The organism is Nonomuraea cavernae (genome assembly GCF_014646355.1).
GTDB lineage: Bacteria > Actinomycetota > Actinomycetes > Streptosporangiales > Streptosporangiaceae > Nonomuraea > Nonomuraea cavernae.
Window position 1 is genome coordinate 26,969 of sequence record NZ_BMNH01000002.1, and the last position, 19,329, is coordinate 46,297.

Genomic DNA, 19,329 nt, shown 5'->3' on the forward strand with positions numbered 1-19,329 from the left:
GTACACGGCCGTAGGATCGGGCGCATGGCTGGCGAAAGCGTGTGGCTGCGACCGCGAAGACAGGAGCGCCAGACGCTCACCCTCGACCGCATCGTCACCGAGGCCGTGGCCCTGCTCGACACCGAAGGCGAGGCGCGGCTGACGATGCGGCGCCTCGCCGAACGGCTCGACACCGGCTCCACCACCCTCTACTGGCACGTCAAGACCAAGGACGACGTGCTCGACCTGGCACTCGACGCGGTGTTCGGCGAGGTGCCCCTGCCCTCTGGGCCGGCTGGGCCGGACGGCTGGCGGGATCGGGTAAGCGAGCTGGCCGGCGCCTGGCGGGCCGCGATGCTCCGCCACCCGTGGTCCACCGGGCTGCTCGACCGCCCGATGATGGGCCCCAACGCGCTCAGCCGCACCGAGTTCCTCTACGCCACGCTGGCCGGAGCCGGATTCACCGGGCCCGACCTGCCCGCCGCCGCCTTCAGCCTGTCCACGTACGTCACCGGCTCGGCCACGATGCAGACCCGCGAGCGCGACGCCGCCGACGCCGCGATGCGCGACCATCTCCGCGCCCGGCACGCCGACTACCCGACGCTGGCCGCCCACGGTCTCGATCACGACTGGGACGAGACCTTCGCCCGCGGCCTCGGCTACCTGCTCGACGGCATGACCTCCCGGGCCGGCCGATGATCACCCGTCACGCCCTCAACCGGCCCCCCTGGCCCGCCGGCCGCCGCTCCAGCTGATGTCGCGCGCGGACGGCCGTCCCCTGTCACGAGAAGTCCAGCTCGCCGACCCTCAGGACGGGCCGCAGGTCGCGGGGCAGAACGTGACCTCGGGGTAGCGCGAGGACGGCTTGTCCAGGAGGGCCTGCCGCTTGGACTTCAGGTGCTGGTCGAGGAAGGCCGCCACGTAGGAGCGGGTGAGCTCGGCGGCGCGCGCCGCGGGCAGAACGCCGTAGGCGGGCGTGATACCGAGGGGGCCGGCCATCAGCGGGCCGTCGGTGAAGGACTGGTGTTCCGCGCCCGACAGCACGAGCCAGCGCTTCCACCCGGTCAGCAGCTTCCAGTCGCGCTCCCACGACGTGTCACGACCGCCGGGGACGTGCTGCGGCGAACCCAGGAACAGGAACGGCCGGGAGAACCCGCTCTTGGGAATGCGGGCGTAGGTGGTGCCGTCCATGTCGATCCCGGCGCGTATCCGGGGCTCCTTCACCATGGCCGCCAGGGCGGTGGCCCCGCCGAGCGACTGGCCCGCCATCGCGATTCTGGAGCGGTCGATCAGGCTGGAGTCGTCCCACTTCGATGGCAGCTGGTCGAGGACGAAGGAGACGTCGGCCACCCGGCCCTGGACCGTCCCTGTGCCGAAGCCGGGGTCGGTGTCGCTGTCGCAGGCGAGGCATTCCGCGACCCGCCCGTCCGGGAAGGTGGTGGCGTAGCTCTCGTAGGTGTGGTCGATCCCCGCCACGACGTACCCCCGGCTGGCCAGGTCCTCGGCCAGGGACGTCAGTGTGCTCATCGGCTTGGTGAAGCCGGGGGAGACTACCACCAGCGGCAGCTTCTTCCCTGCGGGTTCGGCGTTGAGGATGGCGTTGGTGCGGGTCTTGCTCAGCGTGTCGTACGGCGCGCTCGCGATCCCGGTGCCCTTGAGCAGGAGTTCCGATTCCTTGGGTGTCATGTACGGCGCGTGCTGCCCGTCGCGCTGCTCGGTCGGATACCACAGGGTGACCTTGAGCTCTCTGGCATCGGCGTCGAGATTCCAGGGGTCGGGGCGGGAGATGTCCTTCAGGTACAGGGCTATGGTGCCGACAGGGTGGGGGCCGGTGGGGGCGGGCAGGGTGGCGGGGCCGGCTGGCGTGACCGGCGGGGCGTCGGATCGGGGCGGTGCGGGTGCGGAGCAGGCGGACGCGGCCAGGACGGCCAGTCCCGCGGTGACGGCCAGGATCTGTCTCATGGAGAGGTCCGTTCACTTGTGCAGCAAGGTCAGGGCCTTGGCCAGCGCGGGGTCGCGCCCGGCGGCCGCGTCCTTCGGGGTCAGGGGCACGTAGTGGTCGGGCGGCACGCCGATCCGGTCGATCACCTCGCGGCCGGGCCCCAGGTGGTGCCTGTCAGGGAAAGTCAGGAGGGTGTTGTTGGCGAGCAGGTACGACCGGGCCGGGCCGGAGATCACGCCGGCGGTTCTGGTGCCGACCAGTTGGCCGATGCGCAGGTCTTTGACCGCGGCGCTGGTGTGCTCGCACGCCGAGGCGCAGCCCTGGTCGACGAGCACGACCAGGGGCAGGTGGAGCAGTTGCACGGTGTCGTCGGTCCGGGAGGTCGAGCATTTTCCGTCCACGGCGCACTGGTAGGCGGTGACCTTGCCGTGGACGAACGCGCTCAGCAGCCGGGTCGCCTCCGCGGGGCTGCCGCCGCTGTTGCCGCGCAGGTCCAGCACGACGCCGGACAGGGTCCGGCCGGTGCGCAGCCTGGTGATCGCCTTGAGCACCCTGTTCGCGGAGTCGGGGGCGAATCCGGTCATCCGTACGTAGGCGACGTCGTCGTCCAGCAGCTTCGACCGCACCACCTGCAGCGCGGCCAGATCACGCTCGTAGGGGCCGGGCGTGAGCGTGACCGTCCAGCGGCGGCCGGTGGCCTGCCGAAGGAGCCGCAACTCGACCGGGCGCACCTTTGGATATTCGGGGTAGAGGGCGGCGATCGCCGGGGTGGCCTTCCCGTCGAAGAAGGGCGGCGTCCCGTTGATCGACTCGATGACGTCGCCGGGAAGCAGCCCGGCGGCCTGTGCCGCGCCGCCGAGCACGGTGGTGACGAACAGCGGGGCGAGGGCGACGCGGGGAGTGTCGCCGTCGGCCTGCGAGACGTCCACGTTCGCCTCAAGGCCCAGGCCGTAGCCGTCGCCGTCGTAGTAGTCGAGCGGTCGCTTGACGTCGTGCGTCCAGTTGGCGTGGTTGTCACCGAGGGCGGCCACGATGGCTTCCAAGGTGACGACGGCCAGCTTGTCGCGCAGGTCGGGGACCTGGTCGGTGATCTTCCGGTAGGCGGTCTCGAAGGCGGCCCAGTCGGCTTTCCGGTCACCGGTCAGCGCCGGCATGATCGCATCGGGCACGTCGCGCCCGTCGCGGTTGATCTCCTGCGTCAGGGCGAGGAACCCGACGGTCAGCAGCGATCGGGCGTCCAGCGTGGCGCCGCTGTAGTAGTTGCCGAGGATGCAGAAGTACGCCTGCTCGATGACGTCGATCGTGGTGGCCGTCTCCGGTTCCCGCGGGCCGTGGGGCGGCGTGCAGGCCGTTGCGCCCGCCGTGCCCGCCTGGATGCGCGGCGGCGTCGGCGCCGTGCAGGCCGCCGCCAGGAGGACGGCGAGAACGGCGGCCGCGGTCCTGAGGACGGTCATGACAGGCGCCTTCGGAGCCACCAGAACGAGAACCACGTGAGCCCGAGCGTGAGCAGGGCGTAGATCCCGGTCTCGATCCACTGGAAGGGCCAGAAGCGCTCCAAAGGCTGGTAGGTCGCCTGCTGCCGGTAGCCGAGGCGGTTGATCTCGAGCCAGCACGCGTCCAGATTCGGTGGTCCGCCTGCCGGTGCGCAGGGCCCTGACGTCGCGGATACGGGGATGGGCGCTTCTTCCCCCATGCCGGCGATCGTGCGTCCGGACGGATCGAGGAGGTCGCTGGACAGGACCCAGGCGCCCAGGTGGCCGGGAACGGCCGGCCGCATGGATATGTACACGGATCCGCCTCCCCGCTCCTTTATGTGGGGCCCCATCCCGTTCACGCGGCTGACCTCGAAGGTCGCGGAGACCGGGGGCATCAGGTGGGGCCGGACCAGCAGCGGCATGGCGATCTGGATCGCGGCGAAGGCGGCCAGGGTGAGAGCCATGGCGGGCAGTGTGCGGCGCACCAGTATGCCCACGGTCACGCCCAAGACGAAGGCGAAGGCCGCATACCCCATCGGGGCGATGCCCCGCGCGCCGAACACCAGGGGCGCCATCAAAGCCAGCTCCGGAACGGCTGACTTGTCCAGGGGATCGGACCACCAGGTCACCACGAGGCCGCACACGCAGGCCGCGGCCATGGCCACCAGGCCGACAAGCCCGAGCTTGACCGCCAGCCAGCGGCCGCGGGTGATGCTCTGGTTCCACACCAGCAGGTGCGTGCCCGCCTCCAGCTCACGGGTGATCAGCGGCGCGCCCCAGAAGAACCCGACCAGAGCGGGCAGGGCCAGCACGACGAAGCTGACGGCCACGAAGAGGAGCTCGTATTCGTCGAAGAACCCGTCGAAGAACTGGTCGCAGGTGTCGTCCGGGGTACAGCCGGCGATCCCGGCAGCGTAGCGGGAGGCCAGGTCCGGGCCGGTCAGGGCCAGCACGACGGTGAGGACGACGAGCACGGCCGCCATCATCACGGCCGACCCGCGGAACTGACGCCAGGTCAGCCAGATCATCGCTGCACCTCCACGGCGGCCCGCCGGTTCCCTGCGGTGCGCTTGTCCATGTAGGCCAGGACGAGATCTTCCAGCGTGAGCTGGGTGACCGTCCAGGCGGGGTCGTGGATCGGGGCGTCGGTGCGGATCACGTACGTGCTCTGCCGGTCGGTGTGGCGCGCGGCGACCACGTGCTGGTCGGCGGGGAGCCGGTCGGGATCGCGGCGCGGCCCGGTGAGCCGGTGATGGGTGGCCAGCAGCTTGTCGACCTCCCCGGCCACCTGAACGCGGGAGTCGACGAGCACGATCAGGAAGTCGCACACCCGTTCCAGGTCGGAGACCAGGTGGGAGGAGAGCACCACGCTGAACTGGTGCTCGACCGTGGCCTCCATCAGCCCCTGCAGAAACTCGCGGCGGGCCAGCGGGTCGAGCGAGGCGACCGGCTCGTCCAGGATCAGCAGCTCGGGCCGCTTGGCCAGGCCCAGGGTAAGGGCGAGCTGAGCACGCTGGCCGCCCGACAGCCTGCCTGCCCGCTGGGCGGGATCGAGACCGAGTCGCGCGATCCGGTCCCGCGCCATGGCGGCGTCCCAGCGGGGGTTGAGCCGCGCTCCCAGCCGCAGGTGATCGGCGACGCTCAGCGAGGCGTAGACAGGGGTGTCCTGGGCGACGAACCCGACCCTGGCCAGCTGCGCGGGCGTGTCCCCGGGCCGGCCGCCGAGCACGGTGATGCCGCCCGCCGTCGGCTCCAGCTGGCCGCTGGCCAGCTTCAGCAGCGTCGTCTTGCCGGCTCCGTTGGGCCCCACCAACCCCACGACATGGCCCGCCGGGATGTCGATGGTGAACTCACGCAGCGCCCAGCGCTTGCCGTATCTCCTGCCGAGTCCCTGGGCCTGTAAGGCGGTGTTCACGCTATGTCCTCCTGAGCGGTGGTCCGAAAGGTGGTCATGAAGAGGGCCTCGATGCTCTCGTCGTCGAGGCCGGCCCGGCGGGCCTTGGCCAGCCAGCGCTGTAGTTCCACCCGCAGCGGGCCGTGCGCGGCCAGCGAGGCGTTGGTGAGCGTCGCCGTCACGAACGTCCCCACCCCGGGCCGGGCGGCGACCAGGCCCTCGTGCTCGAGTTCGCGGTAGGCCTTCAGGACGGTGTTGGCGTTGATCGCCAGGTGCGCCACGACCTCCTTGACGGTCGGCATCTGGTCGCCCTCACGCAGCATGCCGAGCCGTAGCGCGTGCCGTACTTGCTGGACCAGCTGCAGGTACGGCGAGACACCCGATCTGCCGTCCAGATGGAACTCGATCACCGGCTTCTCCATTTATCTAGCCTGCTAGCACTTTAGAGTCCCAGATGTTAAAGGATCATAAGGAGCGCTGTACAGGCCTCATCCGGGGCGCCCTAAGCGGGTCCCTCCATGAGCGCGGTCGTCCGCTGGGTTGCCCTTGACGCGCGGGTCAGGAGTTAAGGTCGCGAGGCCCTTTTCCGCCGTACCTCCGAGGAGCGTCAGGTGCCGTCCCTTCCGCGCGTGTCACGCGAAGTCCAGCTCGCCGCCGTACCCGATGGACTGCCCGGGCCCGAGCATTTCGTGCTCGCCGAGGTCCCGCTGCCGACACCGGACGACGGCCAGGTGCTGGTCCGCAATCGCTTCTTCCATGTCTTCGCCGCGCTTCGCACGTTGATCGGCGGGGGCGTGAAAGACGCGCCCGTGCCGCCGCTGCGCCCCGGCGACACACTGGTCGGCCCCGCGATCGGACAGGTCGTGTCGGCCCCCGGCGAGAGCGGGCTGCGCGCGGGCGACCTGGTCTCACATTGGCTGGGCTGGCGCGAGTACGCCCTCGTGCCGGTCGGTCAGGTCGCGCCGCTGGGAGACGCGCTGCCCGACCCCGTCGCGCACCTGAGCCAGGGCGGCTTCGCCTACGCGGCGCTGACCAGGGATGCCGAGGTCAGGCCGGGGGACACGGTGTTCGTGTCGGGCGCGGCCGGCGGGGTCGGATCACTGGCCGGGCAGATCGCCCGGCTGCTCGGCGCCGGCCGGGTGATCGGCAGCACCGGCTCACCGCAGAAGGCCGACCGGCTGGTCCGTGAGCTGGGATACGACGCGACGGTGATCCGCGGCGCGGCACCGATCGAGGAGCAACTGGCGAAGGCCGCCCCCGACGGCATCGACGTCTACGTGGACAACGTCGGCGGCGACCAGCTTCGGGCGGCGGTGACCGCGGCCCGGCCCGGAGCCCGGTTCGTCCTGATCGGCGCGCTGTCTGGGCAGATGTCACCCCACGGGACGGGCGGGGCGGCGCCCGTCGAACTCGACACCTACCAGCTCATCCTGAAGCGGATCTCGATCCGCGCCTTTCAGGGCTTCGACGAACAGGCACGATCCCAGTGGCTCGAACGCTTCGGCGGCTGGTCGCGCACCGGCGACATCACCTTCCCGTACGTCCGGGTCTCGGGCATCGATCACGCGCCGCGCGCGTTGCGGGAGATGATCGAGGGACGGCATTTCGGGACCGTCATCGTCGAGCCGTAAGGGCTCACAGGAGGACTGATGCGCATCGGCGACGCGGCGGCCGCGGCGGGCACCACGCCCCGGGCACTGCGGTTCTACGAGCAGCGCGGGCTGCTGAGTCCGCCCCCGCGCACCGTGACCGGGCAGCGCGAGTACGGGCCGCGTGAGGTGGCCCGGGTGCGTGTCATCCGCGAGCTGCTGTCGCTGGGGCTGACCGTCGAGGACGTCCGTAGTTGCGCCGATCGCCTTGACCTGCTGGACGGCGACACGCTCCCGCCGCGCGGCGGCCCCGGCTGCTCCATGGCCAGCGGCGTGGTGGAGCGCAGGATCGCCGCCCTCGACGCGGAGATCGACCGCCTGTCCCGGCTGCGCGAGCAACTCTCCGCACGGACCCGGATGCAAGAGGACACGAAAACCACCTGAGCGGTCAGGGACGCCGTCCGCTCGGGGCGACGGTGCCCTCAGGGCCCGAGTTCGGCTCGGGGCTCTCCTGACGGCCTTCGCTCCGTGGCCGCGTCTCAGCCCGGCAGACCCTTGACGAACCTGGCCAGCAGCCGGGCGAACTCCGTGCGCTCTTCCTCGCGCCAGGCGGTCATGGCCTCGGCGAACACCGCCTGGCGCGACCGGTGTGCCTGCTCGACGGCGGCCTGCCCGGCCTCGGTGAGCACGAGGACCGAGCGGCGCCCGTCGCCCTGGTCGGCCTGGCGGCACACCCATCCGGTCTCGACCGCGGCGGCCACGAGCTTGCTGGCCCTGGGCTGATCGACGCCGAGCGCCTGGGCCACCGAGGTGACCGTGGCGGGCCCGCCCCCCTCGATCGCGTCGAGGATGTCGAACACCTGCCCCGTCACCCCGCCGAGCCGGGCCAGCGCGCGCCTGCTCTGCCTGCGGCGGATGGCCACCATGGCCTGCTCAACCTGTTCGACGGCATCCATGTCGCCATGATACATGTCTTTATACATATAGTTGTCTAAAGACAAGGAACGCAGGATGATGATCGGATCGCGTCTCAAGCGTCTGGACCAGCTGATCGAGGACACGTTCGAGGCGGTCTTCGCCGAGGCCGGAGTGAGCCGCCGCCAATGGCAGGCGCTCAACGTGATCAGCCGCGGCCCCACCGGCGAGAGCGAGCTCCACCTGGCGCTCAAGCCGTTCTGGGGAAGCGGCGACACGGCCGCCGGCGTACTCACCGAGCTGTCCGCAAGGGGGTGGATCGCCCACGACACCGCCGGCTCCCACACCCTGACTCCCGAGGGACGTACGGAACACCAGGCCATCAGTGACCGCGTCCAGGACATCCGCGCACAGATGACCCACGACATCACACCGAGCGAGTACGACCAGCTCATGAACGTACTGGAGCGGATGACCCGCAATCTGGAAGCCGGGAACGCGCGATAGGACGGCGTGAGCCTGCCGGAGATCGGGCGACTGGAGATCGCCACGATTGTGCAACGAGGAGGTCGCTGTGAACGACTGGCCCACACCATCGGCCGAACCATCGGCCAGACGATGGGCCAGGAGGTGGGCGCCCGATCTCACCGTCGAGCCTGGCCCTCCTCTATAGGGGAGGGCCATCGCTATAGTGGAGAGGTGGGTGACTTTCTGTCCAGCGGAATGTCCATGGCCGAGCTGGGGGCCAGGGTCCGGGCGGAGCGGCGGGCTCGCGGGATGGCTCTGGAGCGGCTCGCCGAGGTGAGCGGGGTGAGCCGGAGCATGGTGTCGGAGGTGGAGCGCGGCACCAAGACGCCGAGTGTGCTGGTGCTCGACCGGCTGGCGACCGCGCTCGGCACCTCGATCGCCCGGTTGCTGGACGAGCCCGTTCGCCCTGAGGTGACGATCCTGCCGCGCGAGCGGCAGCACGTCGTGCGCGACCCCTCCGGCTGGGAGCGGCGCGTCCTTTCTCCCGTCCTTCCGGACGTGGAGTTCGAGTTCATGCGCACCACTCTGGAGCCCGGCGTCGATGCCGGGGCGTTCGCGCCGCATCCGCCGGGGTCACACGAGTACGTGGCGGTGGAGTCAGGGCGGCTACGCCTGACCGTCGGCGGTGTGCCCCACCTGCTGGCGGCCGGGGACAGCGCCTACTTCCCCGGCGACCGGTGGCACGCCTTCGCCAACGACGCGGCCGACGTGTGCGCGTACTACCTGGCGATGGCGCTGGGCCGGGCCGACGGCGCCCATCACCGGCCGAAGGCGAGCCGGACATGAGCGGAGGACACATGGACGAGCTGTGGCGAGCGGGCCGGTCGGCCGCCGACTTGGCGGCCGGCCATCTGGCCGCCGTGCCCGCTGGACCGGTATGGCGGCCGGTGCCCGACGCGGACCGCTCATGGCTCGCCCGGCAACCGCTGCCCGAAACGGGCCGCCCGTTGGAGACGCTGCTCGACGACGTACGTGAGCGGGTGCTGCCCTACCCGATGGGCAACGGGCATCCCCGGTTCTTCGGCTGGGTCAACTCTCCGCCCTCGCCCGCCGGGGTGCTGGTCGCCCCGTTGGCCGCGGCCTTGAACCCGAGCTGCGCCGGTGGCGAGCACGCGGGCGTCCTGCTGGAGCGCACCGCCGTACGGTGGCTGGCGGAGCTGGTGGGCTTCCCGCACCAGCCGGGCGCCGGGTTGCTGACCAGCGGCGCGTCCCTGGCCACCGTCGTCGCGATGGCCACGGCCCGGCAGTGGGCGGCCGGACGGGACGGCTGTGACGTGCGCGAGACGGGCCTGTACACGTCCCGTCCCCTGACGATCTACGTGTCGGGCGAGGGGCACAGCTGCCTGCGCAAGGCGGCCGAGCTGCTGGGCCTGGGCAGCCGCCACCTGCGCGTGGTCCCGGTCGACGACGCCTTCCGCATGGACACCGCCGCGCTGCGCCGGCTGATCACGGCCGACATCCGGGCGGGGCTGCGCCCGTTCTTCGTCGCGGCCAGCGCCGGCACGGTCAACACGGGCGCCGTCGATCCGCTGGACGAGATCGCCGAGATCGCGCGCGAGCACGGCCTGTGGTTCCACGTCGACGGCGCCTACGGCGCGCTCGGCGTCCTCGCCGAGCAGCCCGATCCCGGCTACGCGGGGCTGGCGCGGGCCGACTCTCTCGCGCTGGACCCGCACAAGTGGCTCGGCGTCCCCGTCGACTGCGGTTGCGTCCTGTTCCGCGACCGGTCGGCCCCACGCGGCGCCTTCAGTCTCGTACCGCCCTACCTGCGTGACGACGGCGCCGACGAGCTGGGCTGGTTCTCCGAGTACGGCCCCGAGCAGACCCGTCCCTTCCGCGCGCTGCGCGTGTGGGCCACGATCGCGCACCTCGGGCGTGCGGGAGTCGTCCGGCTGGTGCGGCGCACCACGGGTCTCGCGCGCACGCTCGCGGCCATGGCCGACGCCGCCGGCGACTTCGACCTGCTCGCCCCTCCGGTCACCTCGGTCGTCGCCTTCCGCCACCGAGCGCCGTCCCCGGACAGGGCCGACGTGCTGAACGAGCGGATCCCGTCGGTGGTGCAGCGTCGCGGACGCGCCTTCCTCACCGGCACCCGGCTGTCCGGCAGGGCGGCGCTGCGCGCCTGCGTCCTGCACCCGGACACCACCGAAGCCGACCTCGTCATCCTGCTGGACGAGATCCGGGCCGCGGCGGAAGAGATCACCGGTTGACCGCCCCTGACCGGCACTGCGGCGCCCGGTGAGGGCTTCAGCCACGGCGACCAGGGCAGGAGACCGGAAACGGGCACACCGGCCTCGCCGCGCCGGCGGGCAAGGAAGGACAAGGGCAGATGCGCCACGCCTACGCAGGTGCCGCCGTCCACGTGGACGCCTCCCCGGAGCGGGTGTTCGCGCTGGTCACCGACTGGCCGCGGCACGACGAGTGGATGTTCCTGACCACGGCGAGAGCCACCGGCGAGGACACGGTGGAAGCCTTCACCGGCATCGGAAGGCTCGGTTTCCTGGACACGATGACCATCACCAGGTGGAACCCTCCCAGCGAGATCCGCATGCGGCACACGGGCACGCTGATCCGGGGCACCGGCGTCATCCGCGTCCGGCCCGACGGCGACGGCAGCCGGGTCGTCTGGGCCGAGGAACTGGAGCTGCCGTTCGGCCGGGCGGGACGGGCGCTCTGGCCACTGGCCCGCCCGGTGGTCAACGCGCTGGCCAGACACTCACTCCGCACACTCGCCGCCCTGTTGTCCCAGCCACCCGGAAACGGGGCGCCGGCGAGAAACGTGTCATGAGCCCCGAACGAGCGTTGCTAGGGCGTGCCCGGCCCCGCCGGCGGTTGAACCAGCGTGCGGCCAGGCGAGCGCGGAGCTCCTCGGCCGCGCCGTACCTCCCTCGCCTCGCCAGGAGCGGGGACGCCAGCACCACCACAGAGAGCACCAAAACCCCCAGTAACAACATTTACCTCGCCTAAAGGCTACGGCGTACTCAGATCAGTACTGTCGGAACATGGTCGGCCCGCGTCACGCCTCTCCCCGGAGAGGCGTGACAAGGGCCCCGTCTTCGGGGGGATTTCGACATGGCCTATGAGACACGGCCGCAACCGCAGCCGCAGCCGCGCAACGTCACCGGCTGGGTGGGCTGGGTGTGGTTCGCGGGCATCATCATGATCCTGTCGGGCCTGTTCAACGCCATCACGGGCATGTACGCCGTCATCTACGGCGACATCTACGTCCAGACGGCCAGGCGACTACTGCTGTTCGACCTCACCGGATGGGGCTGGCTGCACCTGGCGTTCGGCATCCTGCTCATCGTCACGGGCGTCGCGCTCACCATGGGGCAGACCTGGGCCCGCATCGCGGCGGTCATCATCGTGATGCTCAACGCGCTGAGCCAGCTCATGTGGATCGCGATCAACCCGTGGTGGTCACTGACCGTCATCGCGGTGGACGTCCTCGTCCTGTACGCGCTCATCGTGCACGGGGGAGAGAGCCGGGAGGCCCGCGTCTGAACCCGCGTCGGCGGCGGCGCGCAGCCGCTCGGACAGGAGGCGCAGCACCGGGACGAGGCCGGGCGGATCGAGCACCTCGAACGCGAAACCCTTGACGGCGACATACAGGGCGAGGTCCTCCAGCGAGTTGGAGCCGGTGTGCAGCACGCAGGCGCGGGGGCCGAGCCGCTCCAGCCGCCCGGCCGCGGGTGAGGTGCGCGGTGCCACGTCCTCCAGCGGGGCGCGGAACAGGATCCGCGCCCGGTAACGGTAGGGCGCCGAGGAGATGGCCTCCGACACGAAGGCGGCGGTGTCGCGTCCGGGCGGGGTGCGGGGGGCGAAGCGGGCGCCCGGCGGCCCGAGCGGGCCCTCGATCCGGTCGACGCGGAAGGTCCGCCAGTCGGCGCGGTCCACATCCCAGGCCACCAGATACCAGCGGCGCGGCGTGTGCACCAGGCGATGCGGCTCGACGGTCCGCGAGGCGAGCCCGTCGCGTCCCGGATACCGCAGCCGCAGCCGGCGGTGGTCGCGGCAGGCTCCGGCGATCGCGGCCAGCAGGTCGGCGGCCACGCCGGAGCCGTCCCCCGCCGGCCCGGTGAGCGCGACCGTGGCGGCCTCGAAGGCGCCGACCCGGTGGCGCAGGCGTGCGGGCAGCATCTGCTGGAGCTTGGTCAGCGCCCGCACCGAGCTCTCCTCCAGCCCGGCCACGCTGCCGGTGGCGGCCGTGCGCAGCCCGATCGCCACCGCCACCGCCTCCTCGTCGTCGAGCAGCAGCGGCGGCAGGGTCGCGCCCACCCCCAGCCGGTAGCCACCCGCCACCCCGGGCGTGGCGTCGACCGGGTAGCCCAGCTCGCGCAGCCGCTCGACGTCGCGCCGCACCGTCCGGAGGCTGACCTCGAGCCGCTCGCACAGTTCGGCGCCGGTCCATTCTCCCCGCGCCTGAAGCAGCGACAGCAGCCGCAGCAGGCGCGCCGAGGTTTCCCACATGCGTCCCATTCTCGCCGCCATTGGTGCCGGAACCTGACACCGATGACTTCTAGGGTCGAGCCATGTCCAACGACACCTCCGTCCGGCCGTACCGGATCGACATTCCCCAGGCCGACCTCGACGACCTGCGCGAGCGGCTGGCCCGCACCCGGTGGACCCCCGACCTGCCCAGCGCCGGCTGGGAGCGCGGGGTGCCGACCTCCTACCTGCGCGAACTGGCCGGCCACTGGGCCGGCGGCTATGACTGGCGGGCGCACGAGGCGGAGCTCAACTCCCACCCGCACTTCACCACCACCATCGACGGCGCGAACGTGCACTTCATGCACGTCCGCTCGGCCGAGCCGGACGCCACCCCGCTGATGCTCGTGCACGGGTGGCCGGGCTCCGTCGTGGAGTTCCTCGACCTGATCGGCCCGCTCACCGACCCGGCGGCGCACGGCGGCGACCCCGCCGACGCCTTCCACCTGGTGATCCCGTCGCTGCCCGGCTACGGCTTCTCCGGCCCGCTGCCCGGCACCGGCTGGACCGACGTCCGCACCGCCTCCGCGCTGACCGAGCTGATGGCCCGGCTCGGCTACCAGCGCTACGGCGTGCAGGGCGGCGACGTCGGCGCGTTCATCGCCCCGCTGATGGGGCAGGCCGCGCCCGAGCGCGTCATCGGCGTGCACGTCAACGCCCTGCTCACGTTCCCCACGGGCGACCCGGCGGAGATGGAGTCACTGAACGAGGCCGAGCGTGAGCGGCTGGCCGGGATGGAGCAGTGGCGGGAGCGCTCCGGCGCGTACATGATGCTCCAGGGCACCCGGCCGCAGACCATCGCCCACGCGCTGCACGACTCCCCGGCGGGACAGCTGGCCTGGATCGTGGAGAAGTTCTACGAGTGGACGGATCCGGCGGCCAAGCTGCCGGAGGACGCGGTCGACCGCGACCGGATCCTCACCGATGTGAGCGTCTACTGGTTCACCGGCACCGCCGGCTCGGCCGCCCACACCTACTTCGAGCGGTTCAACGACCCCGACATGTGGCGGCCCCTGCCGCGCGGCACGGTGCCCACGGCCGCGGCGGTGTTCACCACCGACTTCTCCGTGCGCCCGCTCGCCGAGCGGGCGCACCACGTGGTGCGCTGGACGGAGTTCGACCGCGGCGGCCACTTCGCCGCCCTGGAGGCGCCCGACCTGCTCGTCTCCGACCTGCGCGCCTTCTTCCGCACGCTCACCTGATCGGGCCGGGCGGCGCCTCACCCGTCACCGGGCGAACCTCTTCATCGGGAACCTCCGAGGAGACCCCTGGGCCGGTGTAAGACCTCAACGGGAGTCCTCTGTCGGGCGGGCGACCGGCGGTGAAGCAGGAAGCCGGCCGGCGACGGTCGGAATCCCGGTTCTTCAGGGCCGGGAGGACGTCAAGAAGGCGGGTTCGACGACCGGGTCGTGCACCACGACCCGGTTGATCATGCCGATCCGCCCGGCGTCGCGGGCGCTGAGCGAGCCGGAGGTGAACAGCACCTCCTTGGCCTTGCGGACGCCGAACTCGTAGGGGTGCTTGAAGAACTCGACGCCGTTGACGCCCATCGACACCATGGTGTCGATGCCGGCCGACATCGGTGTTCCGGCCGGCTGAGAGCAACCTCACGTGCCGAGCCGGCAGAGACGCATGTCAATATAGACAGGTAGTTATTTCGATGAATGTCTATACGGAGAGTGCGGATGGAACTGCTGGAGATCCTGGAGTGCAGCCCGCCGCTGACCCGCGAACCGCTGGACGCCGAGCAGGCGGCGGGGGTGGCGCGCGTGTTCAAGGCGCTGGGCGATCCGGTACGGCTGCGCATCCTGTCGATCGTGGCCAGCCGCGCGGGCGGCGAGGTGTGCGTGTGCGACGTCACCGGCGCGTTCGAGCTGTCCCAGCCGACCATCAGCCACCACCTGAAGGTGCTCAAGGAGGTCGGACTGCTGGCCGCCGAGCGCCGCGCGTCATGGGTGTACTACCGGCTGGTGCCCGAAACGTTGGGCGAGCTGTCGGCATTGCTGACCCCGCCCGCCACCGCACCGGCGGTTCCGCAGTGATGGCCGCCGAACCCGCACAGGCCGGCGCGCCGCCCGCCCACGTGTTCGGTGCCCTGTCGAGGCTGGACCGGTTCCTGCCAGTGTGGATCATCGCGGCCATGGGGGTCGGGCTGCTGCTCGGCCGCCTGGTGCCGGGCCTGGACGCCGCGCTGGACGCCGTCAAGATCGGGGAGATCTCGCTGCCGATCGCGCTCGGCCTGTTGCTGATGATGTACCCGGTGCTGGCCAAAGTCCGCTACGACCGCCTCGGCACCGTAACCGGCGACCGCCGCCTGCTGATCGCCTCGCTGGTGCTGAACTGGGCACTCGGCCCGGCCCTCATGTTCGCGCTGGCGTGGCTCCTGCTGCCGGATTTGCCGGAGTACCGCACGGGCCTGATCATCGTCGGGCTGGCCCGGTGCATCGCCATGGTGCTCATCTGGAACGACCTGGCCTGTGGCGACCGCGAGGCCGCCGCTGTCCTGGTCGCGCTCAACTCCGTCTTCCAGGTGATCGCCTTCGGCGCGCTGGGCTGGTTCTATCTGCGGGTGCTGCCCGGCTGGCTTAGCCTGCCGGAGTCCGCGCTCGCCGTCTCGGCCTGGGACATCGCCTTCTACGTGCTCGTCTTCCTCGGAATACCGCTGCTCGCGGGCTACGCCTCTCGCAAGCTGGGCGAGCGCGCCCGCGGCCGCACCTGGTACGAGCAGCGCTTCCTGCCGCGCATCGGCCCGATCGCCCTGTACGGCCTGCTGTTCACCATCGTCATCCTGTTCGCCCTGCAAGGCCACACGATCACCTCCCAGCCCGCGGACGTGGCCCGTATCGCGCTGCCGCTGCTGGCCTACTTCGCCCTCATGTGGGGCGGCGGCTTCCTGACCGGCAAGGCGATCGGCCTGCCCTACGACCGCACCACCACCCTCGCCTTCACCGCCGCCGGCAACAACTTCGAACTGGCCATCGCGGTCGCGGTCGGCGTCTTCGGCGTCACCTCCGGCCAGGCGCTGGCCGGGGTGGTCGGCCCGCTCATCGAGGTCCCCGTCCTGGTCGCCCTCGTCTACGTCAGCCTGGCCGGCCGCCGCCTGTTCATCGCCAAGGAGCCCGCCCGTGCCTGACAAGCCCTCCGTCCTGTTCGTCTGCGTGCACAACGCCGGACGCTCCCAGATGGCCGCCGGCTGGCTCACTCATCTGGCCGGCGACCTGGTCGACGTGCGCTCCGCGGGATCCGCGCCCGCCGACCAGGTCAACCCGGTCGCGGTCGAGGCGATGCGCGAGGTCGGCATCGACATCACCAGCGAGCAGCCCAAGGTCCTCACCGTCGACGCGGTCGAGGCCTCGGATGTGGTCATCACCATGGGCTGCGGCGACGCCTGCCCAATCTTTCCTGGCAAGCGATATGAGGACTGGAAGCTCGACGACCCGGCCGGGCAGGGCATCGAGGCCGTCCGGCCGATCCGCGACGACATCCGATCCCGCACCGAGAAGCTGCTCAGCGAGCTGCTGCCTGGCTGAGATGTCCCCGCCGGCGGCGCTCAGGACTCCCAGCCGGCGACCCCGCCCGGCACGGGCGCGTCCGGATCGTAGGGCGTGCGGGTGAAGATGAACGTGTTGAGGTCGAGATGGTCGGCCGCCAGCCGCAGCGTCTCACCCGCGTAGTAGCCGTCGAGCCCCACCCAGGTGCCGTCCTGGCGCGCCACGAACCGCGAGGCCCGCCCGCCGCCGCCCGCCGGCTCCAGCGACAGCCCCCGCTCCGGCAGCAACCGCAGAACGTACGGCGCCGGCCCCCAGTGCCACACCCCCGTCATGGCCAGCAGATCGGGATCGGCCGCCACGGGCCGCCACTCGGCCGGCAGCCGCGGCTCGTACTCGTCCAGGATGCCCAGCAGATCGGTCGGCAGGGCGCGGCTGACCCCGGAGGTCGTGTTGGCCATGAACAACACGCCCACCCGGTCGGCCGGATCGGCCCACACCATCGACAGGAACCCCGGCATCGACCCGCCGTGCCCGGCCAGCCGCCGCCCCGCGTGCCGGGTCAGCTGCAGCCCGAGGCCGAACCCGCCGGTCCAGGCGTCACCGTCGTCGACCGTGGCGGGCTCGCGCATCTCGGCCACCGTGTCAGGCGACAGCACACCACCGGTGTCACCCGCGACGAACGCCGCCCACCGGGCCAGGTCCTCGGCGGTGGACCACAACTGCCCAGCGGGCGCCATGGCGGCGGCGTCGTGCTCGGGCTCGGGCAGCAGCACGTCCGCGTACGGATGGACGGCGTAACCGGTCGCGTGCGGCGAGCGCGGCCGCGCGGTGGTGGCGTCCATGCCGAGCGGCTCGAGGATCTCCGCCCGCACCGCCCGCAGCCACGACACCCCGCGCAGCCGGGCGACCAGCTCACCGAGCAGCGCGAACCCGACGTTGCTGTAGTGGAAACGGCGGCCCGGCCGGTGCTTGACGTCACCCGGCCCGAGCCGCGCCAGCAGGTCGTCGACCGCGACCCCGGCCGTGCGTTCCCACCAGACCGTGGGCGGCTCGGCGGTCAGCCCGCCGGTGTGCGACAGCAACTGCGCGATCGTCAGCTCACCGGCCGGCACGTCCGGCAGATACTTGCCCACGGGGTCGAGCAGGTCGAGCAGACCCTCGTCGCGCATCCGCATCACGACCGCGGCCACCAGCGGCTTGGTGATCGACCCCAGCCGGTACTGGGTGGCGGGCGTGGGCGCGGCGCCACCGACCCGCCCGCGCGAGCCGAACCACGCCGTGCGGCCGTCACGCACGATGGCCGCGACGATCGACGGCACCCGGCATTCGGCCTGCTCGACGGCCAGCCTGCGCAGCAGCGCCCGCGCCGTCGCCTCTTCCACCTGTCCCGGCCGCTCCACATCCTGACTCATGGTCGCCCAGCCTAATCTCAGATCGGGATCAGATCCGGCCCGATCAGCTCACCCTGGTGCGGCTGCGGGTGGGCCTGGTCGTGGAAGTAGTGGCCGGCGTACCAGACGACGACGTTGGCGCCGTGGATGCTCTCGCCGTTGACGAACCGGTCGAGCGCCGCCCGATCGCGCGGCCCGGGATTGCCGTCGTCGAGCTCGGCCGGATGGTGGCGCAGGAACCACAGGTCGGACACCCCGTAGGCGTCGGCGGTGCCGTCGAACGGCCCGGAGTGGATCTGGTAGCCACGGCCGGACGACCCGTCGCGCACCCGCCAGAACCGGCCCGAGCGTCGCCTGCGCGACGTCTCACGGACGATCGGCACCGGATCGGGACTGATCGGCCCCTCGTCCAGCTGCTCCACCACGTCGCCCGCGGCGCCGCCGATGTCGAAGTCGAACCGCCAGTAGGCGTGGTGGCGATGCACCTGGCAGGTCATCGGGTTGGCGGTGGCGGCGAAGCCGAACCTCGGCTGGACGACGCCGTCATCGCCCAGCCGCCAGTCACTGGCGTAGCGGTACCAGCCGGCCTGCAGCTCGCTGACGATCCGCAGCCGCTCGCCGTCGTGATGGAGGGCGACGCCCTGGAAGTTGCCGGCATCGGTGTGCGGCCGCTCCAGGATCGTGCGGGGCGGGCCGTCGCACAGCCGCCATCCCCAGCCGACCGGGTCGCGGCCGGTGGCCGAGAAACGGGTCTCGGCGCTGACGTCGTCGCGGAAGGTGGTGCCCTCCTCGTACTCGACGTTGAGGATGGGCACGTGCGCCTGCCGCAGCAGCAGCCGCCCGCGATAGCGGACGTCGCGCAGCTCCACACCGCTGCCGACGCCCGGGTTCTGCGGCGCCGACGCGCGCGGCCGCACGACCAGCAGATTCCACAGCTCCGTCTCGCCCCGGACGACCCGCACCCGCACCTGGTCGGGCCCGCCGTGGTCGGCGAGCGCGTCCACCCCGACCGGGACACTGTCCTCGCAGTCGTGGTGCATGCGCACGTTCACGCCGGCCGGCGTCCAGTCGACGCCGCGGCCCATGATGTCGACCGCGACGATCCGGTGCCGCACCCCGGTCGGGTCGCCGGGCGTGTAGACGCCGAGGGTGGGACGGCGCACGGTGGTGCCGTCGGGGTTCTCCAGGTCGGCCAGCGGCGGCATCGGCCGGTAGACCACGATGTCGTCACCGGCCGGGAACCCCGGGTCGGCGCGCAGGATGGCGGCGGCCGCGGTCAGCTCGCCGCTGCCGGGCTGCGGGGTGAAGGCGCTGGGCCGCACCTCGGCCCGTTCGGGCCGGTCCAGCGTGCCGCGCAGCTCGACGGACCGGTTGCCCACCGGGTCGAAGACACACGCGCGGAAGGGCGCGTCGTCGCCCGGGTCGTGCCCGAGAGCCGCGGCGTACGGCACGAGGAGCTCCGCCGGGTCGGCCACGTCGAGCTCGGCCAGCACGCCGGGGTGCTCGGCCACGGCCTGGCGCAGCCGTTCGGCGGTCAGGCCGGCGCGCGGCACGGCCTCCAGGATGATGCGTACGTCGTCGCTCATGGCATGCCGTTCTGTTCAGGGGCCCGAGCCTGTCTTACCGGCCCCCGGTCC

At 71.7% G+C, this 19,329-nt stretch carries 22 protein-coding genes; 12 read left to right on the forward strand and 10 right to left on the reverse strand.

The genetic code is table 11. The features are described 5' to 3' along the window. Positions 1-24 precede the first annotated feature (24 nt). The gene (locus tag IEY82_RS04135; RefSeq protein ID WP_189122625.1) at positions 25-678 is read left to right on the forward strand and encodes a TetR/AcrR family transcriptional regulator; all 654 of its coding nucleotides are present in this window, start codon (positions 25-27) and stop codon (positions 676-678) included. A gap of 108 nt (positions 679-786) precedes the next feature. Here the strand turns inward: IEY82_RS04135 and IEY82_RS04140 are convergent, their stop codons facing one another. From IEY82_RS04140 to IEY82_RS04160, 5 genes are read right to left on the reverse strand one after another with little or no spacing between them, the layout of a single operon-like run. Further along, complete coding sequence (locus tag IEY82_RS04140) at positions 787-1,941, reverse strand: alpha/beta hydrolase family protein (RefSeq protein WP_189122626.1); 1,155 nt, start codon at positions 1,939-1,941, stop codon at positions 787-789. Positions 1,942-1,953: 12 nt separating this feature from the next. Continuing rightward, complete coding sequence (locus tag IEY82_RS04145) at positions 1,954-3,375, reverse strand: S41 family peptidase (RefSeq protein WP_020545853.1); 1,422 nt, start codon at positions 3,373-3,375, stop codon at positions 1,954-1,956. Then, positions 3,372-4,424, reverse strand: coding sequence for an ABC-2 membrane transporter-related protein (locus IEY82_RS04150; RefSeq protein ID WP_020545854.1), 1,053 nt, complete (start codon positions 4,422-4,424; stop codon positions 3,372-3,374). The genes IEY82_RS04145 and IEY82_RS04150 overlap by 4 nt, the downstream gene beginning before the upstream one ends. After that, positions 4,421-5,311: an ABC transporter ATP-binding protein gene (locus tag IEY82_RS04155; protein WP_189122627.1), complete on the reverse strand. Its 891-nt coding sequence runs from the start codon at positions 5,309-5,311 to the stop codon at positions 4,421-4,423. The genes IEY82_RS04150 and IEY82_RS04155 overlap by 4 nt, the downstream gene beginning before the upstream one ends. Continuing rightward, positions 5,308-5,712: a GntR family transcriptional regulator gene (locus IEY82_RS04160; RefSeq protein ID WP_189122628.1), complete on the reverse strand. Its 405-nt coding sequence runs from the start codon at positions 5,710-5,712 to the stop codon at positions 5,308-5,310. The genes IEY82_RS04155 and IEY82_RS04160 overlap by 4 nt, the downstream gene beginning before the upstream one ends. A 207-nt stretch (positions 5,713-5,919) precedes the next feature. On the opposite strand from IEY82_RS04160, the gene IEY82_RS04165 reads away from it, so the two are divergent. Next, positions 5,920-6,921 (forward strand): MDR family NADP-dependent oxidoreductase, encoded by a 1,002-nt coding sequence (locus IEY82_RS04165; protein ID WP_225262310.1) that lies wholly within the window; start codon positions 5,920-5,922, stop codon positions 6,919-6,921. 18 nt (positions 6,922-6,939) lie between these two features. Next, entirely contained in the window at positions 6,940-7,323 is a 384-nt protein-coding gene (locus tag IEY82_RS04170) for a MerR family transcriptional regulator (protein WP_189122630.1), read from the forward strand. A gap of 95 nt (positions 7,324-7,418) precedes the next feature. On the opposite strand, the gene IEY82_RS04175 is transcribed toward IEY82_RS04170, so the two are convergent. Further along, positions 7,419-7,835, reverse strand: a complete 417-nt coding sequence (locus IEY82_RS04175; protein WP_189122631.1) for a MarR family winged helix-turn-helix transcriptional regulator — start codon at positions 7,833-7,835, stop codon at positions 7,419-7,421. Between the two features lie 55 nt (positions 7,836-7,890). Between IEY82_RS04175 and IEY82_RS04180 the strand changes: the two genes are divergently transcribed. The 5 genes from IEY82_RS04180 (at position 7,891) to IEY82_RS04200 (ending at position 11,826) form a co-directional block, all read left to right on the forward strand. After that, the gene (locus IEY82_RS04180) at positions 7,891-8,301 is read left to right on the forward strand and encodes a MarR family winged helix-turn-helix transcriptional regulator (RefSeq protein ID WP_189122632.1); all 411 of its coding nucleotides are present in this window, start codon (positions 7,891-7,893) and stop codon (positions 8,299-8,301) included. A 192-nt stretch (positions 8,302-8,493) separates the two neighbouring features. Continuing rightward, the gene (locus tag IEY82_RS04185; protein ID WP_225262308.1) at positions 8,494-9,108 is read left to right on the forward strand and encodes a helix-turn-helix domain-containing protein; all 615 of its coding nucleotides are present in this window, start codon (positions 8,494-8,496) and stop codon (positions 9,106-9,108) included. Further along, a complete protein-coding gene (locus tag IEY82_RS04190) occupies positions 9,105-10,532 on the forward strand; it encodes a pyridoxal phosphate-dependent decarboxylase family protein (RefSeq protein ID WP_225262306.1) in 1,428 nt (475 codons plus the stop codon). The genes IEY82_RS04185 and IEY82_RS04190 overlap by 4 nt, the downstream gene beginning before the upstream one ends. A gap of 119 nt (positions 10,533-10,651) precedes the next feature. Beyond that, a complete protein-coding gene (locus IEY82_RS04195) occupies positions 10,652-11,110 on the forward strand; it encodes an SRPBCC family protein (protein ID WP_189122633.1) in 459 nt (152 codons plus the stop codon). A 284-nt stretch (positions 11,111-11,394) separates the two neighbouring features. After that, a complete protein-coding gene (locus IEY82_RS04200) occupies positions 11,395-11,826 on the forward strand; it encodes a DUF7144 family membrane protein (protein ID WP_189122634.1) in 432 nt (143 codons plus the stop codon). Here IEY82_RS04200 and IEY82_RS04205 read toward each other — a convergent pair. Next, positions 11,743-12,792 carry a helix-turn-helix transcriptional regulator gene (locus tag IEY82_RS04205; RefSeq protein WP_189122635.1) on the reverse strand — a complete coding sequence of 350 codons (1,050 nt, stop codon included), beginning with the start codon at positions 12,790-12,792 and terminating at the stop codon, positions 11,743-11,745. The two genes, IEY82_RS04200 and IEY82_RS04205, sit on opposite strands and share 84 nt — an antisense overlap. Before the next feature lie 62 nt (positions 12,793-12,854). Here IEY82_RS04205 and IEY82_RS04210 point away from each other — a divergent pair, with 62 nt between their 5' ends. Next, positions 12,855-14,012 carry an epoxide hydrolase family protein gene (locus IEY82_RS04210; RefSeq protein WP_189122636.1) on the forward strand — a complete coding sequence of 386 codons (1,158 nt, stop codon included), beginning with the start codon at positions 12,855-12,857 and terminating at the stop codon, positions 14,010-14,012. A 162-nt stretch (positions 14,013-14,174) separates the two neighbouring features. Here IEY82_RS04210 and IEY82_RS04215 read toward each other — a convergent pair whose 3' ends face one another. Further along, positions 14,175-14,390: a hypothetical protein gene (locus IEY82_RS04215; RefSeq protein ID WP_189122637.1), complete on the reverse strand. Its 216-nt coding sequence runs from the start codon at positions 14,388-14,390 to the stop codon at positions 14,175-14,177. 105 nt (positions 14,391-14,495) lie between these two features. Between IEY82_RS04215 and IEY82_RS04220 the strand changes: the two genes are divergently transcribed. From IEY82_RS04220 to IEY82_RS04230, 3 genes are read left to right on the forward strand one after another with little or no spacing between them, the layout of a single operon-like run. After that, positions 14,496-14,852, forward strand: coding sequence for an ArsR/SmtB family transcription factor (locus IEY82_RS04220; protein ID WP_189122638.1), 357 nt, complete (start codon positions 14,496-14,498; stop codon positions 14,850-14,852). Beyond that, complete coding sequence (gene arsB / locus IEY82_RS04225; RefSeq protein WP_189122639.1) at positions 14,852-15,943, forward strand: ACR3 family arsenite efflux transporter; 1,092 nt, start codon at positions 14,852-14,854, stop codon at positions 15,941-15,943. Before IEY82_RS04220 ends, arsB begins: the two co-directional genes overlap by 1 nt. After that, on the forward strand, positions 15,936-16,340 hold the full coding sequence (locus tag IEY82_RS04230; RefSeq protein ID WP_189122640.1) for an arsenate reductase ArsC: 405 nt from the start codon (positions 15,936-15,938) through the stop codon (positions 16,338-16,340). The genes arsB and IEY82_RS04230 overlap by 8 nt, the downstream gene beginning before the upstream one ends. 20 nt (positions 16,341-16,360) lie before the next feature. On the opposite strand, the gene IEY82_RS04235 is transcribed toward IEY82_RS04230, so the two are convergent. Together IEY82_RS04235 and IEY82_RS04240 are read right to left on the reverse strand one after the other, a co-directional pair. Beyond that, positions 16,361-17,713 (reverse strand): serine hydrolase domain-containing protein, encoded by a 1,353-nt coding sequence (locus IEY82_RS04235; protein WP_189122641.1) that lies wholly within the window; start codon positions 17,711-17,713, stop codon positions 16,361-16,363. Positions 17,714-17,730: 17 nt separating this feature from the next. Beyond that, on the reverse strand, positions 17,731-19,278 hold the full coding sequence (locus IEY82_RS04240; RefSeq protein ID WP_189122642.1) for a hypothetical protein: 1,548 nt from the start codon (positions 19,276-19,278) through the stop codon (positions 17,731-17,733). Positions 19,279-19,329 lie beyond the last annotated feature (51 nt).

Coding starts and splice junctions, on each gene's coding strand:
- IEY82_RS04240 (WP_189122642.1), bottom strand. CDS start 19,278: ATGAGCGACGACGTACGCATCATCCTGGAGGCCGTGCCGCGCGCCGGC.
- IEY82_RS04150 (WP_020545854.1), bottom strand. CDS start 4,424: ATGATCTGGCTGACCTGGCGTCAGTTCCGCGGGTCGGCCGTGATGATG.
- IEY82_RS04200 (WP_189122634.1), top strand. CDS start 11,395: ATGGCCTATGAGACACGGCCGCAACCGCAGCCGCAGCCGCGCAACGTC.
- IEY82_RS04170 (WP_189122630.1), top strand. CDS start 6,940: ATGCGCATCGGCGACGCGGCGGCCGCGGCGGGCACCACGCCCCGGGCA.
- arsB (WP_189122639.1), top strand. CDS start 14,852: ATGGCCGCCGAACCCGCACAGGCCGGCGCGCCGCCCGCCCACGTGTTC.
- IEY82_RS04135 (WP_189122625.1), top strand. CDS start 25: ATGGCTGGCGAAAGCGTGTGGCTGCGACCGCGAAGACAGGAGCGCCAG.
- IEY82_RS04220 (WP_189122638.1), top strand. CDS start 14,496: ATGGAACTGCTGGAGATCCTGGAGTGCAGCCCGCCGCTGACCCGCGAA.
- IEY82_RS04190 (WP_225262306.1), top strand. CDS start 9,105: ATGAGCGGAGGACACATGGACGAGCTGTGGCGAGCGGGCCGGTCGGCC.
- IEY82_RS04235 (WP_189122641.1), bottom strand. CDS start 17,713: ATGAGTCAGGATGTGGAGCGGCCGGGACAGGTGGAAGAGGCGACGGCG.
- IEY82_RS04140 (WP_189122626.1), bottom strand. CDS start 1,941: ATGAGACAGATCCTGGCCGTCACCGCGGGACTGGCCGTCCTGGCCGCG.
- IEY82_RS04160 (WP_189122628.1), bottom strand. CDS start 5,712: ATGGAGAAGCCGGTGATCGAGTTCCATCTGGACGGCAGATCGGGTGTC.
- IEY82_RS04145 (WP_020545853.1), bottom strand. CDS start 3,375: ATGACCGTCCTCAGGACCGCGGCCGCCGTTCTCGCCGTCCTCCTGGCG.
- IEY82_RS04175 (WP_189122631.1), bottom strand. CDS start 7,835: ATGGATGCCGTCGAACAGGTTGAGCAGGCCATGGTGGCCATCCGCCGC.
- IEY82_RS04215 (WP_189122637.1), bottom strand. CDS start 14,390: ATGTCGGCCGGCATCGACACCATGGTGTCGATGGGCGTCAACGGCGTC.
- IEY82_RS04210 (WP_189122636.1), top strand. CDS start 12,855: ATGTCCAACGACACCTCCGTCCGGCCGTACCGGATCGACATTCCCCAG.
- IEY82_RS04195 (WP_189122633.1), top strand. CDS start 10,652: ATGCGCCACGCCTACGCAGGTGCCGCCGTCCACGTGGACGCCTCCCCG.
- IEY82_RS04205 (WP_189122635.1), bottom strand. CDS start 12,792: ATGTGGGAAACCTCGGCGCGCCTGCTGCGGCTGCTGTCGCTGCTTCAG.
- IEY82_RS04180 (WP_189122632.1), top strand. CDS start 7,891: ATGATGATCGGATCGCGTCTCAAGCGTCTGGACCAGCTGATCGAGGAC.